The sequence below is a fragment of the Pseudomonas sp. P4_C4 genome, assembly GCF_056402055.1.
The window spans coordinates 178627-195217 of record NZ_JBFUID010000001.1; the positions used below are offsets into that span (position 1 = coordinate 178627).

The following is a 16591-nucleotide window of genomic DNA, read 5'->3' on the forward strand; positions in this document are numbered from 1 at the left end:
GAGAAAGACCCTATTGTGGCGAGGGAGCTTGCTCCCGCTGGACTGCGCAGCAGTCCCCTTTTGGGGCCGCTACGCGACCCAGCGGGAGCAAGCTCCCTCGCCACAGGTTATTCATTGCTTACCGGTAATTCTTCAAATTGCCTTGTTACGGCCAGCGCTTGAAAATCAGCGAAGTATTCACCCCGCCAAACGCAAAGTTGTTATTCATCACATACCGATTGCTCATCTGCCGAAACTCGCCGCGCAGGTAGTCGAGCTTGCCGCAGTGCGGGTCGACTTCGTCGAGGTTGAAGGTGTGGGCGTACAGGTCGCGGTTCATCATTTCGATGCTGAACCAGGACTCCAACGCACCGCAGGCGCCGAGGGTGTGGCCGAGGAAGCTTTTCTGCGAGCTGATCGGCATGTGTTCGCCGAACAGGCTGCTGGTGGCCAGGGTTTCGGCGATGTCGCCCTGTTCGGTGGCGGTGCCGTGGCCGTTGACGTAGCCGATGTCCGAAGGTTTCAGCCCGGCGTCTTCCAGGGCCAGTTCCATGGCCCGGCGCATGGTGATTTGTTCGGGACGGGTGGTGTGCTGGCCGTCGGCGTTGCTGCCGAAACCGACGATCTCGGCATGGATGTGGGCGCCGCGGGCCAGGGCGTGTTCCAGTTCTTCGAGCACCAGCATGCCGCCGCCTTCGCCGATCACCAGGCCATCGCGTGCGGAGTCGTAAGGGCGCGGGCTGCGTTGTGGGGTGTCGTTTTTCAGGCTGGTGGCGTAAAGCGCGTCGAAGACCATGGCTTCGGTCGGGCACAGTTCCTCGGCACCGCCGGCGAGCATCAGTGGCAGGCGCCCGAACTTGATCGCCTCGTAGGCATAGCCGATGCCTTGGCTGCCGCTGGTGCAGGCGCTGGACGTCGGGATCAGGCGGCCGGTGAGGCCGAAGAAGATGCTGATATTGGCTGCCGTGGTGTGCGGCATCATGCGCACGTAGGAGTTGGCGTTCAGGCCCTCGGCCACTGAGTTGAGCAGCATGTTGCCGAACGCCTTGATCTCGTCGGTGCTGCCGGTGGAGGAGCCGCAGGCGACGCCCATGCGCCCGTCCTTGATCGACTCGTCGCCCAACAGGCCGGCGTCGGCCAGTGCCAGTTCCGACGCACCCACAGCAAGCCGCGAAACCCGGCCCATGCTGCGCAGTTGCTTGCGGGTCCAGTGGCTCGGCACCTTGAAGTCATCGATGGGGCCAGCCAGGCGCGTGTTGAGCTCGGTAAAACGATCCCACTCGTCCATCCGGCGGATGCCGCTGCGGTTGGCCGCGAAGTTGCCGGCGATGGTCTCCCAGTCGCTGCCCAGTGAGGTAATGCCGGCCATGCCGGTGACGACGACGCGCTTCATCAGCACAGGCCTCCGTTGACGGCCAGAACCTGCCGGGTGATGTACGAGGCTTCCGCCGACATCAGGAAATTCACCGCGCCGGCCACCTCTTCAGGGGTGCCCATGCGTTGTGCGGGGATCATTTTCATCAGTTCTTCCACCGGCACGTTTTCGTCGAGCATGGCTGTGTCGATCAGGCCGGGTGCGACACAGTTAACGGTGATTTTGCGCTTGCCCAACTCGATCGCCAATGCCTTGGCCGCGCCGATCAAACCGGCCTTGGAGGCACTGTAGTTGACCTGGCCACGGTTGCCGATCAGCCCCGACACCGAGGTGATGCAGACAATCCGTCCGGCGGCGCGACGACGGATCATCGGCATCATCACCGGGTGCAGCACGTTGTAGAAACCGTCGAGATTGGTGCGCATCACCACATCCCAATCCTCCTCGCTGAGGGCCGGAAAGGCTCCGTCGCGGGTCAGGCCGGCATTGAGCACCACGCCGTAATAGGCGCCGTGGGTTTCCACGTCGGCTTCGAGAATTTCTTTGCAGCGGGCGCGGTCGGAGACGTCGAACTGCAGGATGCGCGCACGACGGCCCAAGGCCTCGACTTCGGCCTTGACGGCTTCTGCGTCCGCCAGGCCGCTGCGGCAATGCAACACGATGTCGTGCCCGGCCTGGGCCAGGCGCAAGGCGATGGCGCGGCCGATGCCACGGCTGGAACCGGTGACCAGTACGGATTCAGTCATCACTGGACTCCTTCGGGTTCATGGAGATATTGAGCGGCCTGGGGAGGGCGGAACACATTCAGACGAGCGGTGACGTGAATGCCGGGGGCGTTGATGTGGCACTCGAACACGCCCATGCCGTTATCGTCTTCCAGGGAGCGAATCCCGTGGATGGTCAACTCGGTGCCGGCCGGAAAACTTTCGACGTTGCATTCGAACTTTCGGCTGCCGAGCAGGAAGCCCAATTCCACCGCATCGCCACGCTGGCGCGCATGGCAACCGGCGAAGGCGGCCACGCTCTGGGCCATCAGTTCGATGCCGACCCAGGCCGGCAGGCTGCCGTCGGGGAGGTTGAACAGGCCATCGGGCTTGACGGTCAGGCGCGTGTGAATCTGCTCTTCATCGAACGCCAGGATCCGATCGATAAGGATCATGTCGCCAGCGTGGGGCAGCAGTTCGGCGAGCGGCCAGTCAATCATGGGGCGTCTCCGATAATCAGGCTGACGTTGTTGCCACCGAAGGCAAAGGAATTGCTCATCAGGTAGCGGGGTGCAATGGACGTCAGGCGCGTAGCCGAGGTCACCCATTGCAGCGGCGGCAGTTCGGGGTCGGGCTGCCCGTCCCAGACATGGGGCGGCAGGGCATGCTCGCGATTGATTGCGCAAAGGCTCAACCAGCAGAACGCCGCTTCCAGCGCGCCGGCTGCACCGAGGGTGTGGCCGGTCATGGGCTTGCTCGACGAACAGGGCACGCCGGCCGGGAACAGTGTCGCCACGGCCTGGCTTTCCATGGCGTCGTTGTGCTGGGTGGCGGTGCCGTGCAGGTTCAGATAAGCGATCTGCTCCGGTTGCAGGTTGGCGCGGCCCAAGGCTTTGCGCATGGCTTGCAGGGCGCCACGCCCGCTCGGCTCTGGGGCGGATATGTGATGCGCATCGGAACTGGCGCCGCTGCCGAGCAGGGCAATCGGTTGGCTGTCGCCTGCACGCTTGGTCATCAGGAACAGCACCGCCGCTTCGCCAATGTTGATGCCATTGCGGTTCACCGAAAACGGATTGCAGCGTTGTTCCGAGACCGCTTCCAGCGCCGAGAAACCGTTGAGGGTCAGTTTGCACAAGGTGTCGACACCGCCACACAGCACCGCGTCGCAAATGCCCAGGTCCAACAGGCGCTGGGCGCTCATCAAGGCTCGGGCGCTGGAAGTGCAGGCCGTGGAAATGACATAGGCCGGCCCGCTCAATTGCAGCCACTCGGCGAGGAAGTTCGCCGGTGCCCCGAGTTCCTGTTGCTGATAGTCGTACTCGGCAGGGAACTGCTTTTCGCGCAGGTAATGCGCCAGGCCCTGGCTGGCCTCGTCGATGCCCGAGGTGCTGGTGCCCAGCACGACGCCGATGCGGTCGCGGCCGTAGGTCTGGATCGCGCTGTCGATGTCCGCGCGGATTTGCAGCGTGGCTTCCAGCAACAACTGATTGTTGCGACTGTGATGGCGTGACATGTCGGTTGGAATGCTTGCCAGTTTGCCCTGGACCGCGCCGACCGGCAGCGTGCGTTCAGGCACCCACCCGGTCTGTTCGCGCATGCCGCCGCAGTCGCCGGCAAAGAGCTTGTTGGCCACTTCCTGCTTGTCGCGGCCCAGCGCGCAGACCAATCCGAGGGCATTGAGGTAAGCCGTCATGGCGTTTCACCCGTCAGGGGCGTGACTTGATAGGTCGGACCACTTGGAAACTTCAATTCAAAATTCTGCGGTTGTGCGTAGCGAATGTCCCAGCGCTCGGGCAGGGACCGTTGTCTGCCGTGCTGCCAGGCGTCGGGATAGTTGGCCGCCAGTTCGTCTTTCGGCGTCAGCGCAAACAGCAGCGCCGCGAACAGCTCGCGGGCTCGCGGATTGGGTGGCAAGAAACCATCGGACTCCCAGGTTTTATCGACCAATTTCTGGCGGGCCTGGGGAATGCCCAGCAGGTCCATCATCGACCAGCGAATACCCGCCTCTTCACGCTGGATCACCAGTATCCAGTCCTGGCGATCGTCGGGCTGTAAGAGCTGGATGTGCAGTTGCAGCGGCAACGGCAGATCCGGATTTTTTTCGGGCAGCGGCGCCCGGCCGGCGCAGGCGCTCAGCAACACAACCACGGCGACCAACAGAAATCGCAGAATGCTGGTTACCCCTGTGGGAGCGAGCTTGCTCGCGATGGCGGCGGCAAATCCGGCATATCCGTTGGCTGACCCACCGCTATCGCGAGCAAGCCCGCTCCCACAGGTTTGGTGTTTCAAGCGGCTGGCAATGAACATCACACAGTTCCTTCAAAAGGTTTGCGCGCCACCACATTGACCAGGGTTTCTTCCCGTTGGCCAAAGGGCTTTGGCTTGCACACACCCAATAGTTCGAGCAGGCCGAAATCCTTGGCGCGACTCCACCACAGGTACGGATAAGACACGTTTTTCTCGGTAAATTCGAAACCCTGCTGGCGAATCATTTGCAGATACTGCGGGGCGCTTTTCTGCACATGCATGGGGTGGCGGAACAACCAGCGGATCACCCAGGTATCAATGTAAGCCTCGGTGGATTCGGCGAACAGCAAATAACCGCCGGGTTTGAGCACGCGATAGAACTCGGCCAGTGCCTGTTCCTGCTCCACCAGATGATGGAAGGTCTGGTGACAGAACAGCAGGTCGATACAGGCGTCCGGCAGGTTGAGGCTGGCGCAGTCACTGCCGATCAACTCCACTGCCATGCCCTGGCGGGCCGCTTCTGCGCGGCTCTGGTCCAGGCTCTGGGGATCAGCATCGACGCCAATCAGACGACCGGGCGCAAAGGCCTGGTGCAGTAGCGGGAATGACTTGCCCTGGCCGCAACCGGCATCCAGCAACACCGGGCTAACCGGTAGCGCTTCGCTGAACAGGTTGCGCAAATCGTCGATCGCCAACCGCAGCACATAGTGTTGCCAGATCCGGCTGCGCAGGAACCACAAACCGAAACGGGTTTCTTCGACGTAGTGGTCGCTCAAGTAGTTCATGACGCATCCATCGCACAGAACTCCGATATCACCTTCAACCGGCGCCTGGCTTCGCTGACGAACGGGTTGCGTCGGTCCCAGGCGTACCCGGCAAGAATGGAGCTGATCATCCCGCGGATTTCAGGCGAACTGCCCTCATGGAAGATCACATCCTGGAAAGTCCCGGCGTACCAGCCTTCGACATAGCAACGGAACGTGTCGACGCCGCGCTTGAGCGGTTCGGCGAACTCGGTTTGCCAGTCGACGGCTTCGCCTTGCAACTGACGGTGCAACACCCCGGCGGCCATGCTTGCCGAACGCATGGCAATAGTCACGCCGGAGGAAAACACCGGGTCGAGGAATTCCGCGGCATTTCCCAGCAGCGCGAAACCCGGGCCGTGCAGGGTTTTGACGTTGGCCGAGTAACCGCCGATGGTCCGGGCCTCGGTGTCCCACTGCGCATTTTGCAACACACTGGCCAGGCTTGGCGTCTCGGCGATAAAGCCGCGCAGACACTCGTCCAGATTGTCGCTGCGGCCGGCGAAACGTTCCTCGGCGGCGACCACGCCGACCGAGCAGCGCCCATTGCTGAACGGGATGGTCCAGAACCACACGTCGCGCTGGGACGGATGAGTGGTCACCAGGATCTTGCTGCGGTCGAAGGCCGGGAGGTCGATACGGTCTTCGACGTGAGTGAACACGGCCTGACGCACCGGGAAATTCGACGGTGCCTCGAGGTCGAGCAAGCGCGGCAGCACGCGGCCGTAACCACTGGCATCGAGCAGGAAATCAGCCTCGATGCGGTATTCGCTACCGTCTTCGCGGCGCACGCCGAGCTGCGGTTTTTCCGGGGCATTGTTGACGCTGACGATGGTTTCGCCATAGCGAATCTCCACGCCTTGCAGCGCGGCCTGATCGGCCAGCAGCTTATCGAAATCGGCGCGCTGGACCTGATACGTCGTCGATTTGCCGTGGCTGAACGTCTCGCCGAAGTCGAATGCGCTGTAGCGCTCGCCCCAGGCAAACGCGGCACCGGTTTTCACCTGGAAACCGGCCGCGTTGACGGCGTCGAGCATGCCCGCTTCTTCGACGAAATCCAGGCAATGGGCCAACAGGCTTTCACCGATGGAGAACCGTGGGAAATGCTGACGCTCGATCACCAGCACATCGTGGCCCTTGCGCTTGAGCAACGCGGCGGCGATGGCACCGGAAGGGCCGGCGCCGATGACCACGACCTGGCGACATTCCATTTCAACGGTTGGCATGGGGGCTCCTTGCCGGGACAGCGGCTTTCAGGGGGATTCGGTGCATGCCGGTCAGGGCAGGCAGCAGTGTAGCGATCAGGCCCATCAGCATCAGGGCAAAGTACAGCGGCGGGCTGATGAGTTGCTGTTGCAGCAGCAGGTTGAGAAAGACGATCTCACTCAAGCCGCGGATGTTCAGCAGCACACTTTCCCGCCAACGGCTGGCGCCCTGGAACGAGGCTCCGGCCCAGCCGAGGCCGAGCCAGTTACCCAGCAGTTTGCTCAGCATCGGCAACAGCAGCAGGGCCAGCAGTTGCCCCCAGCCGAGGCTGTCGATCGCGCTGTGCACGTTGATCTGCACGATGCCGAACGTGAGGATCAGCGGGATGGCGATGTACGTCTGCAACCGGATCATCCACAAGGCCGGCAACGGCAGCACCAGCGGCGCTTTCAGTGCGGCCATGATCAACACATAGCCGATGCCGAAAATCAGCGCATTGAGCTTGAAGTGTTCGGCGAAGACCAGCAGGGCGAAAAAGCTCAGGCTGTAAAGCCATGTCTGGCGCAAGCCGAGCAACCGCAGCAGCACCGGCAGGCACGCGCCGGCCAGCGGCAGCAACAGGCTGCTCAGGTGCAGGCTGCCTTGGGCGATGCCGAACAGGGTCCAGCAGGCGAGGTCGATGAGGATCGCGGTTTGCACCAGTCGCCGGGTGGCGGCGGGTGGGTAATCGATGTGCCGCAGGTACAGGTACAACACCGGAATCGCGGTGATGGCGAACAACAGGCCGACGGCCAGCGAACTGATCCACGGTTGCGCCGGCAACAACCAGACCGCCGTGGCCAGGCCGCAGGCAAACGGAAGGCAAAAGCTGGGCAGGGCGATTTTCAGGCTCTGGCGATCCAGTTGCAGGTCGATCACATCGCTGAGGATGTAGCCCAGCAACAGGGCAAAGCTCAGGCTGTAGAGGTTCTTCAGCCAGCCCGGCGACACCAGCAGCGCACCGCTCAATTGCCATTGGGGCTCGATCCAGAAATACATCAACAGTGGCAAGCCGAGGGTCGCCAGCAACAACTGGCTGACGATGGGAATCAGGCCGAAATGCCGGCCGACACGGGTCGCCACCGCGAACAACGCCAGCGCCATCGCCCAGAACAGCACGACCATCACGCTGCCCGCTCCACGGCCGTGGGCTCATGCACCTGTTGACCGGCCCACGGCGCGAGCAGGAAGCTGAAGATCAGGCCGAGGCTCACCGACAGTCCGAAGTTACTCACCGCCGGGGTGCTCGACACCGCCAGCAAACCGAAGGACAGCCAGGTGGTCAACGCCGCCAGCAGGGTGCCCAGCAGGCTCACGGCCGCGCCGCCGACCTGTTCGCGCATCAGGATCGCGTAATCGACACTGATCGCCGTCACCAGCAGCAGGCCGAACAGACTGAACAGGGTCAACGGCTGCCCCAGCCAGCCGAGGCTGGCCAGGCTGCACAGCGCTGCCAGCAGTGGCAGGGACACGATGCGCAACGCGCCGCCGAGGCCGAAGGGCAGGATCAGCACCAGCACGATCAGCACGCAGGAGGCGAGTTTCAGTTCCGCGGCACTGATTTGGGTGGCCGCGAACACATTGTTCAATTCACCCAGTCGATCCACCAGTGTCACGCCGGGTAAATCCTCACCCTGGAGCCGCAGCAAGGCGGGGTTGTTGATGCCTTGCAGGCTGACCATCGCCGCCACGCCATCATCGGTCGGCCCCAGCCACAGGGCCCGGTAGGGTTCTGCCAACGGGCCGGCCAGCGCGGCGTCGATGTCCTCGACAGGCAATGCCTGTAACTTCGTTAGCTCGGCTTGCAGCGCCTCAGCCGGTATGCCGATGTCGAGCAACGGTTGCCAGAACGACGGCAGTTTGCTCAATGCTGCGCGCACCTGTTGCTGTTCGTTCGGCGGGCTGACCAGTTGATTGAGCGACAGATAGCCCTGGAGCTTTTCCAGGCCAATCAATTGATCCAGTCGCTCTCTCAGGGCGGTTTGGCGTTCGAGCAACTGCTGCTGATTGGCGGCGCGTATCAGGAAGAACTGGCTGGTGGGTTGATAGCCGGTGATCCGGGCAATGGTCTGGGCTTCGTCGGTCAATTGTTGCGGCGCGCTGATCCACTGGCGGATGTCGTTTTTGCTGCCGAGCTGTAACAGTCCGCCCACGCAAAAGGCGATCAGCAGCGCCAGCAAGACGGGTGTTTTCGCCTGTTTGAGCAGCGCTTCACGACAGTCCAGCAACAGCTCGCAAACACGCAATGGCCACTGCGCCGGGCGCAGGTCTACGCCCTTGAGCAATGCCGGCAGCAGGCACACCGCGGACAGATAGGCGCCGAGCAAACCGGCGGCAGAGAACGCGGCAATCTGGGTCAGCGCCGGGAAGGGGGTCCAGGCCAGGGCCAGATAGCCGATACCGCTGGTGATCAGGCTCAGGGTCAATCCGGGCAAGGTCATGCGCAGGGCAGGCCAGCTGTGCCAGGGTTTCAGGCTCCAACTCTTGGACAGGTAATGCAGCGGATAATCGACCGCGACACCGATCAGGCTCGAGCCCAGCACCAGCGTCATCACGTGCATATGGCCGAACAACGCCACGCAGGCCACCGCACCGAAGAGCATGCCCACCACTACCGGCACGAACGCCAGCAAGACGCGCCAGCGCCGGAAGGCCAACAACAGCAACAGCAAAATCCCGACGGTGGCACCGCCCCCGACCCAGGTCATCTCCCGGGCAGCCTGCTGTTGCCCGTTGGCTGCGTACAACAAGCCGCTAGCGGCGAGCAGTTGCACGTCGTGCCGGGCGGCTTCTTCGCGACTGTGCTCGAGCAAGTCGGCCACTTGCAGCGGCAGGTTCATGTCGAAGGCGTTGCCGGTGGTGCGCGCGCGCAGCAATACCCAGCTCTTGCCATCGGCATCGGCGACCAGGGCGCCGCTGCCGATGTCCAGTTGCACCGAACCGCGTTGCGGCTGGCTGTTCTGGATGCGCCCGGTCAGGCCCAGCCAGTCGTCCTGGCTCGGCACCAGGCTGTAACCGTTGAACGGGTCGAACAAGGCCTGCACCCGTTGCTGGATAAAGGTGCCGGGGTGCTCGATCAGCAGTTGTCGGTCCGCCGCCTGGAGCATCGCCAGGCGACCTTGCAGCAACTGCGTGCGCAGCGCCGGCAAGTCGGCTTGCAGGGTCCACTGGACCTTTTCGAACAGTCCGCTGGCCTGCCATTGCTCGCCGAGGGTCTGCGCCATGGCGACGGCCTGCTGGCGATCGGTGTGGCCGACCAGCACCAGCATTTCGCGGTTCAGCGGTTCCTGCATGCGTTGTTCGGCGCGCAGTTCCAGAGCATCGGGCGCCGTGCCGGGTACCAGTTCCATCAGGTTGGCCGACAGTGGCGCGCCGTCACGCCATTGCCAACCGGCGAGCGCCAGTACGGCCAGCAGCAGGAGCAGAAACAGCCGTGGCAACCACCGTTCACTCGGCAAAGTCATGTTGCTCCGCATCGCTCAAGGGTTGGGTGCCGGTGCTGTCCTGCATGCGCAACAACGTGCTGTCGCCCTGGGTTTCGAGCAGTTCGATGCTGTGCACCAGTTCCGCGCCGGTTATGTTGATCTGGTTGAACACCTGCTTGAGCAGCATTGAGCGCGGCAACAGCGTGAGCTTCCAGTTCTGTGCGTCGCCGCTCAGGGACAATTCGAAATCCCGTTGCAGGCCGCTGCTGTCACCTTGCAGCACGGCCAGGAACAAACGGTTCTGCTCGGCACCGGCGCTTTTGCCCGGCAGCATTTGCCAAACAATGCCGTCACGCCGGGCAATGCCTTTGGCGGTGATGCGATAGTCCTGTTGCAGTGGCGTTTTCAGCAACCACAACAAGCCGTGGTTTTTTGCCAGGACGAACGTGCCCTTGCTGACCAGCGGCTGGGGCAGGGCGCGCAGGTGTTTTTCCTGGGTGAAACTGCCGTGGATCACCTCGGGCCTGGCCAGTTGATCGCTGAGTTGTTGCAGGTCGAAGGCATGGGCTAGTCCAGGAATGCCCAGTAGCACGCAGAACACTGTAGGAGCGAGCTTGCTCGCGAAAAACCTGAGGGCGCCGCGGACTGTCAGGTGCCCGGCGTCATCGTTAACGACCATCGCGAGCAAGCTCGCTCCTACAGGGAAGCGGGAGGGGTAGAAAATCATCGCAGAGCTCTCTCTACGGCGTCGGTGAACACTGTCGGCGAGGCCAGTTGCATCTCGCGGCTGGCGAGGTCGACGGCGACTTGTACCGACATGGCCCGGGTCAAACGTTCGCCGGTTTGCAGGTCGCTGATCAGGTAGTTGATCTTCAAGCGGTTCTCCCACTCCACAAGGTTGGCGCGCACGTTGAGTGTCTGGCCGAACACCGCACCGCGCACGTAGCGCAATTGCAGGTCGATCACCGGCCACGCGTAGCCTGACTCGTTCATCGCCGTGTAGTTGTGGCCGATCTTGTCCAGCAGCGCACAGCGGGCGACTTCCAGGTATTTGACGTAATGGCCGTGCCAGACCACGTGCATGCTGTCGACGTCAAAGAACGGTACGACGATTTCCGTGTCGGTGTAGAGAAATCCCTTGCTACGCATGCAGCCTCCAGTGTTGTTCGGCGATGCGTAGCAGGCACAGGCGCAATTCGCCTTCCAGCGCGCGGTCTTCGATGACCGGTGGGAAGTCCTTGGCCAAGGCTTCATGCATGGCGGCCAATGCGGGTGGCAGTGGTCGTGCATCTTCAGCCTGACCGCGCAGCCAGACACCCTGATTGGCCGCCAGCAGCGTGGCGGCCGCCACCTGTTCAGTGAGCTCCAGCACGCGGATCGCATCCCTGGCGGCAATGGTGCCCATGCTCACTTTGTCCTGGTTGTGGCATTCGGTGGAGCGCGAAAAGACACTGGCCGGCATGGTGTTTTTCAGCGCTTCGGCGGTCCAGGCACTGGTGCCGATCTGCACCGCCTTGAAACCATGGTTGAGCATGGCGCGGTCAGCCGTGGCGCCGGACAGGTTGCTCGGCAAGCCATGGTTATAGCGCTCGTCCACCAGCAGCGCGAGTTGCCGGTCCAGCAGGTCGGCGACGTTGGCCACGAGGTTTTTCAGGCTGTCCATGGCGAACGCGATGTGGCCGCCGTAGAAGTGCCCACCGTGCAGCACACGCTCAGCCTCAGCGTCGATGATCGGGTTGTCGTTGGCGCTGTTGAGCTCGATCTCGATGAACGAACGCAGCCAGTTCAGGCTGTCGGCCAGCACGCCCAGCACATGGGGTGCGCAGCGCAGGGAATAACGGTCTTGCAGGCGATGCAAGGGGGCGGTCGGCGCGTCGATGGCCAGATCCTTGCGCAACCACGCGGCGACTTGCATCTGCCCCGGGTGTGGCTTGGCGGCGAACAGGCGCTCGTCGAAGTGCTCCGGGTTACCCTGCAGGGCGACCACGTTCAGCGCGGTGATGCGCGTGGCCAGTTGCAGCAGGTAATCGGCGCGGGCGTACGCCAGGCAGGCCAGACCGGTCATCACCGCGGTACCGTTCATCAACGCCAGGGCTTCTTTCGGACGCAACACCAGTGGTTGCCAGCCGAGTTCGCGGTGGACATCGGCGGCCTGCCGGCGCTCGCCGCGGAACATCACTTCGCGTTCGCCGGACAGCGTGGCGGCAACGTACGAAAGCGGCGTCAGATCACCACTGGCGCCCACCGAACCTTCTTCCGGAATCAGCGGCAGGATGTCGTGTTCAAGGAACGCCTGCAGGCGCTCCAGCAACTCCACGCGCACCCCGGACACACCGTGGCACAACGACTGCAAACGCGCCGCCAGTACCGCGCGAGTGGCCTGGGCGTCGAGCAGTTTGCCCAGGCCGCAGCCGTGGAAGGTGTACAGATGACGGGGCAGCGCCTCGACGTGATGCAGTGGCACCGCGACCACGCAGGAATCGCCGTAACCGGTGGTCACGCCGTAGATCACGCCTTCCTTGTCCAGCAGAGAGTCCAGAAAACGCGCGCCCTTGGCGATGCGCTCGCGGTAGGCGGGATCGCTTTGCAACTGCGTCGGCACCTTGCGGTTGGCCAGTGCCAGCACATCTTCAATGCGCAAAGGGCGTTCGCCGAAGGTTACCGGCTCAAGCGTTGGCGTCGTCATCGGTCTTCCAGAAAGGGTAAAAGTTGAACCATTGTTGGGGCGCTTCGAGGCAATAGTGACCCAAGCGTTCGGCGTAGCGGGAGGCCCACTGATGAATGACCTGTTCGCGGTCGCTGCGTTTCCAGGTGATTGCCTCAGCGAACGGCTCAATGCTCAGTCGATAATCGCCGTCGGGCTTTTTCAGGCACAGCAGCAGGTTGACCGGGCATTTCAGCAAACCGGCCAGCAGCCACGAGCCCTGGGGGAACCTGGCCGGATGACCGAGGAAGTCCACGGTCACGCTGCGTCCGCCATGCAGCGGCACGCGGTCGCCGGCAATCGCCAGCCACTCGCCACGCTCCAGGCGCTCGCTCAGTTGCAGCATGATCCCGGGGTCGAGCTCGCTGACCTGGATCAGGCGCAAATTGGTCGCCCCGGCTTCGCCCAGCAAACGGTTGAACTGTTCGGCGTGCTTGGTGTGCACCAGCACGTTCATCGTGACCTTCTCGCCGATTTCCGCCAGTGCGCGGCAGACTTCCAGATTGCCCAGGTGCGCGCCCACCAGCATCTGCCCGCGGGCACCGCGCAACTGGTCACGCAGCAGCGCCGGGTCGATGATTTCGATTTGTTCGATGCTCAGCTTGCCGTTCCAGACGTCGAGTTTGTCGAGCATGGAGTCGGCGAAAGCCATGAACTGGCCGAATACCCGCCAATGGCTCGGGCGTAGCTCGCTGCGTCCGCTCCAGTCGGCCAGGCGTTGTTGATATTGCCAGGCACTTTTGCGTGCGCTGCGACCGAACAGGAAAAAATACAAGACGATGCCGTACAACACGGGGCTCAGTACCCGACGGCCCAGCACTTTGGCGCCGAAGGCGGTGAGCTTCATCAGCCAGAAACTGCCTCGTTCTTCGCGGTCGGCCCAGTGTTGTTTGTCTGCGCTCATGCCCGCCACCGTCGCCAGAGGATCACTGGCGCCCGCAGCAACATGCCAAAGAACAGCCGCGTGTGCATGCTGGAAATCAGCACGTTGTCGTGGAACATCCGAAAATGCGAAACGCCGTCCAGCGGGTAATGGACTTTGGTTTGCAGCCATTGCATCGGCAGATTGCGCCAAGCCAGGCGCACCAGGATGTCCGAGTCGAAGTCCATGCGCTTGCCGATTTTCGCTGACTCGATCAACGCCAGAACCGGTGGCAATGGGTAGACCCGGAAACCGCACATGGAGTCGCGAATCTGCAACGACAGGGTGTTGATCCAGACCATGACGTGGGTCAGGTAGCGCGCATATAAACGGCCTTTCGGCACGCTGGCGTCATATAGCGGATAACCGCAAATCACCGCCTGTGGGTAGCGGCGTGATTGTTCGATGAAGCGTTTGACGTCCTGCAAGTCGTGCTGACCATCGGCATCCACCTGCAAGGCATGGCTGAAACCCAGGCGCGAAGCTTCGCGCAAGCCGGTCATGACCGCGCCACCCTTGCCCTGGTTTTCGGCGAGGCGGATCAGGTAAACCATTTCACGCTGGGCCAGGCGATCCAGCACCCGGGCGCAGCGCGGGCTGCTGGCATCGTCCACCAGAATGCACGGCAGATGGCTGGCGATCAGGGCATCGACCACCGTGGTGATTGCGTCTTCGTGGTTGTACACCGGGATGATGGCGCAGGGGCTATGCATGCGCCACCTCCAGCAAGATCCGCCCGCTTGAGCAAGTGGCGGTTTCGTTGCGATAGGCGAAGTACAGTTTGCCGCGTACCGGGTCAAAGCGCAGGTGCAGCTGGATCTCATCGCCCGGGCGCACCAGTTGCTGGAACTTCAAGACTTCCATGCCGGCGAATTTTTTCGGCAGGTTCATCAGTTGCTGGCCCAGACTCAGCGCCCAGTCCACCTGCACCACGCCAGGCAATACCGGCGCCGTGGGGAAATGACCGCTGAAATAGGCCAGGTCCGGTGGCACGGCCAGTTGCAGGCTCCACTCGCCATGGCTTTCGACTTGCTCCAGCACCTCAGGCGCTTTGGGGCGCGGTGCCAACAGCAAGGCATTGACGTCGGCCTGGGGCAGTTTGCCCTGAGTGTTCAGCGGCAGATGCCGCAGCAGACGCCAGCGCCTTGGCAAGGCCAGGGCTTCGCAGTGTTGGCTCAGGTGCTGGCGCAGTTGCTCGGTGAGACTGCGTCGACCCTGATTGCGCAGCACATGCAAACCGGCATCGCTCAGCACCAGCAACGCTCCCAGGGAGGCACGGTTTTCCTGAATGACACCGAGCCGCGCTTCGACGACCCATTCATGGGCTGTCAGAGCCTGTTCCAGCGTCGGCAGCGAGATGCGTTTTTCTTCCAGCTTGACGATCCGGTCAAGTCGCCCAAGCAATTCGAAGCGCCCATCGACGGCGATGCGTGCTGAATCGGCAGTCTGTTCGACATGACCGCCAGGCAAGTAGGGCGAAGCGATCAACAGCGCGCCATCACTGTCTTGAGTCAGCGTGACTTCGGCAAAGGRCCGCCAGAGTTCAGCGCCCTGACGCCAGGCGATTCCGCCGGTTTCCGAACTGCCGAAAATTTCCGTTGGCCATTGCCCCAGACGTTCGTGAAGGCTCTGTGCGGCCTCGACCGGCAATGCACCGCCGGAGGAAAAAACCCGGCGCACTGAGCTCAAGGCAGGCCAGTCGAGGTTGTCGCCCATGCGCTTGAGCAACGCCGGGCTGGCCACCCAGGCGAAGGCCGGGTACTCGCGGCTGGCGCGTTGCAGGTCTTCCGGAAAGGCCAGCTGCCGACGTACGAACGGGCGCCCGGCGCACAGCGGCCACAGCACCCGAAACAGCAGACCGTAGATGTGCTGGGTGGCGACGCTGCCAATGATGCACGCCGGGCCCAGGTCGGCGCCCCACAGCTGTTCCAGGGCTTCGACTTCATTGGCCAGTTGGCGCAGTTTTTTTTCGATGCGCTTGGGTTCGCCACTGGAGCCCGACGTGCACAGGCTGAGTTTGCATTGATCGAGATCCAGCGCGGCGGCACTGAGCGGCGGCTGTTGGAAATCACCAAGGTGCGCATCGCCGGGCTGATCGGTCAGCCACAGATCGACATCATCTGACCAACGTTGGCGAGTCTGCGGTTGCAGGTCAGACGGCAGCAACACACTGACCCCGGCACGCCAGGCGCCAAGCAACGCGATCGCCAGATCGGCGGCATCCTCGAGGTGCACGGCCATCTGCCGGACACCCCGGGCTTGCAGGCCGGCGGCCAGGCGCAGCGCCTGTTCGCACAGTTGGGCGTGATCCAGTGCCGGAGCGGTCGCTACGGCGCGCTCCGGCGGAGCCTTGAGCAGCAGGTGCTCAAGTTTTATCCAATTCATGGGCGGCCTCGTACCCTTAGTCTTATCAGCCATTCAATGGCAAACATCAGGCCTATCAATCCGTAGGAAATCAGGCCGGTGTACAGCGTCCACCAGCTCAGCGGCGCCCAGAGGGTCAGGGCGGCGGCGCACACACCGTTGCAGAGAAAAAAAACGCTCCAGGCGATGGTTACCTGACGGGTATAGCGAATGCCCTCGGCCGGCAATTGCGGCTCGCGTACCCGGGCCAGGCGTTCAACGATCGGTGGGCCGAATGTCAGGCTCGATCCGAACAGCGCCAACATGAAGGCGCTGATCAACACCGGATACCAACGCAACAGCGCCGGGCTGTCGAACAGTGCCAGCAACAGGCAGAACACAATGGCCACCGTGGCCATCCACAGGCTGCCAGGCCGACGTTTGCCGGTCAGTGCCCGGGCCAGCCACAGTCCGCCCAGCAGCAGACCGAACTGCCACGGGGCGAAATGCTCCATGCCGAAATACACCGCAAAGGGATACAAAAGGCCTGCCAGCAGCAGGCCGAGGCCAATCAGTCGATTCATGCGGCCGGTTGAACCAGACGGTAGACCGCCTCGACCACGTCACTGACGGTACGCACCGATTTGAATTCTTCGGCGGCGATTTTCTTGCCGGTCTGACGTTTGATGTGATCAATCAGGTCGACCGCATCGATGCTGTCGATTTCCAGGTCCTGATACAGGTTGGATTCCAGGCTCACACGCTCAGGGTCCAGTTCGAAAAGCTCGACCAGGGCATCGCGCAGGGTGTTGAAAATGTCGTCACGAGTTTGCATGGTCCGGTC

The 16591-nt window shown here is 62.7% G+C and carries 17 protein-coding genes; all 17 read right to left on the bottom strand.

Annotated elements, in window-relative coordinates:
- Positions 1 to 145: 145 nt before the first annotated feature.
- The 17 genes from AC1DXW_RS00820 to AC1DXW_RS00900 are packed head-to-tail and all read right to left on the bottom strand — an operon-like array spanning position 146 to position 16582.
- Positions 146 to 1372, bottom strand: coding sequence for a beta-ketoacyl-ACP synthase (locus AC1DXW_RS00820; protein ID WP_477752150.1), 1227 nt, complete (start codon positions 1370 to 1372; stop codon positions 146 to 148).
- Positions 1372 to 2100 (bottom strand): 3-oxoacyl-ACP reductase FabG, encoded by a 729-nt coding sequence (gene fabG, locus AC1DXW_RS00825; RefSeq protein ID WP_095943253.1) that lies wholly within the window; start codon positions 2098 to 2100, stop codon positions 1372 to 1374. The genes AC1DXW_RS00820 and fabG overlap by 1 nt, the downstream gene beginning before the upstream one ends.
- Positions 2100 to 2558 (bottom strand): hotdog family protein, encoded by a 459-nt coding sequence (locus AC1DXW_RS00830; protein ID WP_223447458.1) that lies wholly within the window; start codon positions 2556 to 2558, stop codon positions 2100 to 2102. Before AC1DXW_RS00830 ends, fabG begins: the two co-directional genes overlap by 1 nt.
- On the bottom strand, positions 2555 to 3751 hold the full coding sequence (locus AC1DXW_RS00835; protein WP_477752149.1) for a beta-ketoacyl-[acyl-carrier-protein] synthase family protein: 1197 nt from the start codon (positions 3749 to 3751) through the stop codon (positions 2555 to 2557). The genes AC1DXW_RS00830 and AC1DXW_RS00835 overlap by 4 nt, the downstream gene beginning before the upstream one ends.
- Positions 3748 to 4365 (bottom strand): hypothetical protein, encoded by a 618-nt coding sequence (locus AC1DXW_RS00840; RefSeq protein ID WP_477752148.1) that lies wholly within the window; start codon positions 4363 to 4365, stop codon positions 3748 to 3750. The genes AC1DXW_RS00835 and AC1DXW_RS00840 overlap by 4 nt, the downstream gene beginning before the upstream one ends.
- Complete coding sequence (locus AC1DXW_RS00845; RefSeq protein WP_477752147.1) at positions 4365 to 5090, bottom strand: class I SAM-dependent methyltransferase; 726 nt, start codon at positions 5088 to 5090, stop codon at positions 4365 to 4367. The genes AC1DXW_RS00840 and AC1DXW_RS00845 overlap by 1 nt, the downstream gene beginning before the upstream one ends.
- Entirely contained in the window at positions 5087 to 6334 is a 1248-nt protein-coding gene (locus AC1DXW_RS00850; RefSeq protein ID WP_477752146.1) for an NAD(P)/FAD-dependent oxidoreductase, read from the bottom strand. Before AC1DXW_RS00850 ends, AC1DXW_RS00845 begins: the two co-directional genes overlap by 4 nt.
- Positions 6321 to 7478, bottom strand: a complete 1158-nt coding sequence (locus AC1DXW_RS00855; protein WP_477752204.1) for a sodium:proton antiporter — start codon at positions 7476 to 7478, stop codon at positions 6321 to 6323. The genes AC1DXW_RS00850 and AC1DXW_RS00855 overlap by 14 nt, the downstream gene beginning before the upstream one ends.
- Positions 7478 to 9817, bottom strand: coding sequence for an MMPL family transporter (locus AC1DXW_RS00860; protein WP_477752145.1), 2340 nt, complete (start codon positions 9815 to 9817; stop codon positions 7478 to 7480). Before AC1DXW_RS00860 ends, AC1DXW_RS00855 begins: the two co-directional genes overlap by 1 nt.
- On the bottom strand, positions 9801 to 10505 hold the full coding sequence (locus AC1DXW_RS00865) for an outer membrane lipoprotein carrier protein LolA (RefSeq protein ID WP_477752144.1): 705 nt from the start codon (positions 10503 to 10505) through the stop codon (positions 9801 to 9803). The genes AC1DXW_RS00860 and AC1DXW_RS00865 overlap by 17 nt, the downstream gene beginning before the upstream one ends.
- The gene (locus tag AC1DXW_RS00870) at positions 10502 to 10927 is read right to left on the bottom strand and encodes an acyl-CoA thioesterase (protein ID WP_477752143.1); all 426 of its coding nucleotides are present in this window, start codon (positions 10925 to 10927) and stop codon (positions 10502 to 10504) included. Before AC1DXW_RS00870 ends, AC1DXW_RS00865 begins: the two co-directional genes overlap by 4 nt.
- The gene (locus tag AC1DXW_RS00875) at positions 10920 to 12464 is read right to left on the bottom strand and encodes an HAL/PAL/TAL family ammonia-lyase (protein ID WP_477759711.1); all 1545 of its coding nucleotides are present in this window, start codon (positions 12462 to 12464) and stop codon (positions 10920 to 10922) included. Before AC1DXW_RS00875 ends, AC1DXW_RS00870 begins: the two co-directional genes overlap by 8 nt.
- Positions 12445 to 13386: an LpxL/LpxP family acyltransferase gene (locus tag AC1DXW_RS00880; protein ID WP_477752141.1), complete on the bottom strand. Its 942-nt coding sequence runs from the start codon at positions 13384 to 13386 to the stop codon at positions 12445 to 12447. The genes AC1DXW_RS00875 and AC1DXW_RS00880 overlap by 20 nt, the downstream gene beginning before the upstream one ends.
- Entirely contained in the window at positions 13383 to 14117 is a 735-nt protein-coding gene (locus AC1DXW_RS00885; RefSeq protein WP_477752140.1) for a glycosyltransferase family 2 protein, read from the bottom strand. The genes AC1DXW_RS00880 and AC1DXW_RS00885 overlap by 4 nt, the downstream gene beginning before the upstream one ends.
- Positions 14110 to 15789, bottom strand: a complete 1680-nt coding sequence (locus AC1DXW_RS00890) for an ApeI family dehydratase (protein ID WP_477759712.1) — start codon at positions 15787 to 15789, stop codon at positions 14110 to 14112. The genes AC1DXW_RS00885 and AC1DXW_RS00890 overlap by 8 nt, the downstream gene beginning before the upstream one ends.
- Entirely contained in the window at positions 15786 to 16331 is a 546-nt protein-coding gene (locus AC1DXW_RS00895; RefSeq protein WP_477752138.1) for a COG4648 family protein, read from the bottom strand. The genes AC1DXW_RS00890 and AC1DXW_RS00895 overlap by 4 nt, the downstream gene beginning before the upstream one ends.
- Complete coding sequence (locus tag AC1DXW_RS00900) at positions 16328 to 16582, bottom strand: acyl carrier protein (RefSeq protein WP_007992314.1); 255 nt, start codon at positions 16580 to 16582, stop codon at positions 16328 to 16330. The genes AC1DXW_RS00895 and AC1DXW_RS00900 overlap by 4 nt, the downstream gene beginning before the upstream one ends.
- Between the last annotated feature and the right edge of the window lie 9 nt (positions 16583 to 16591).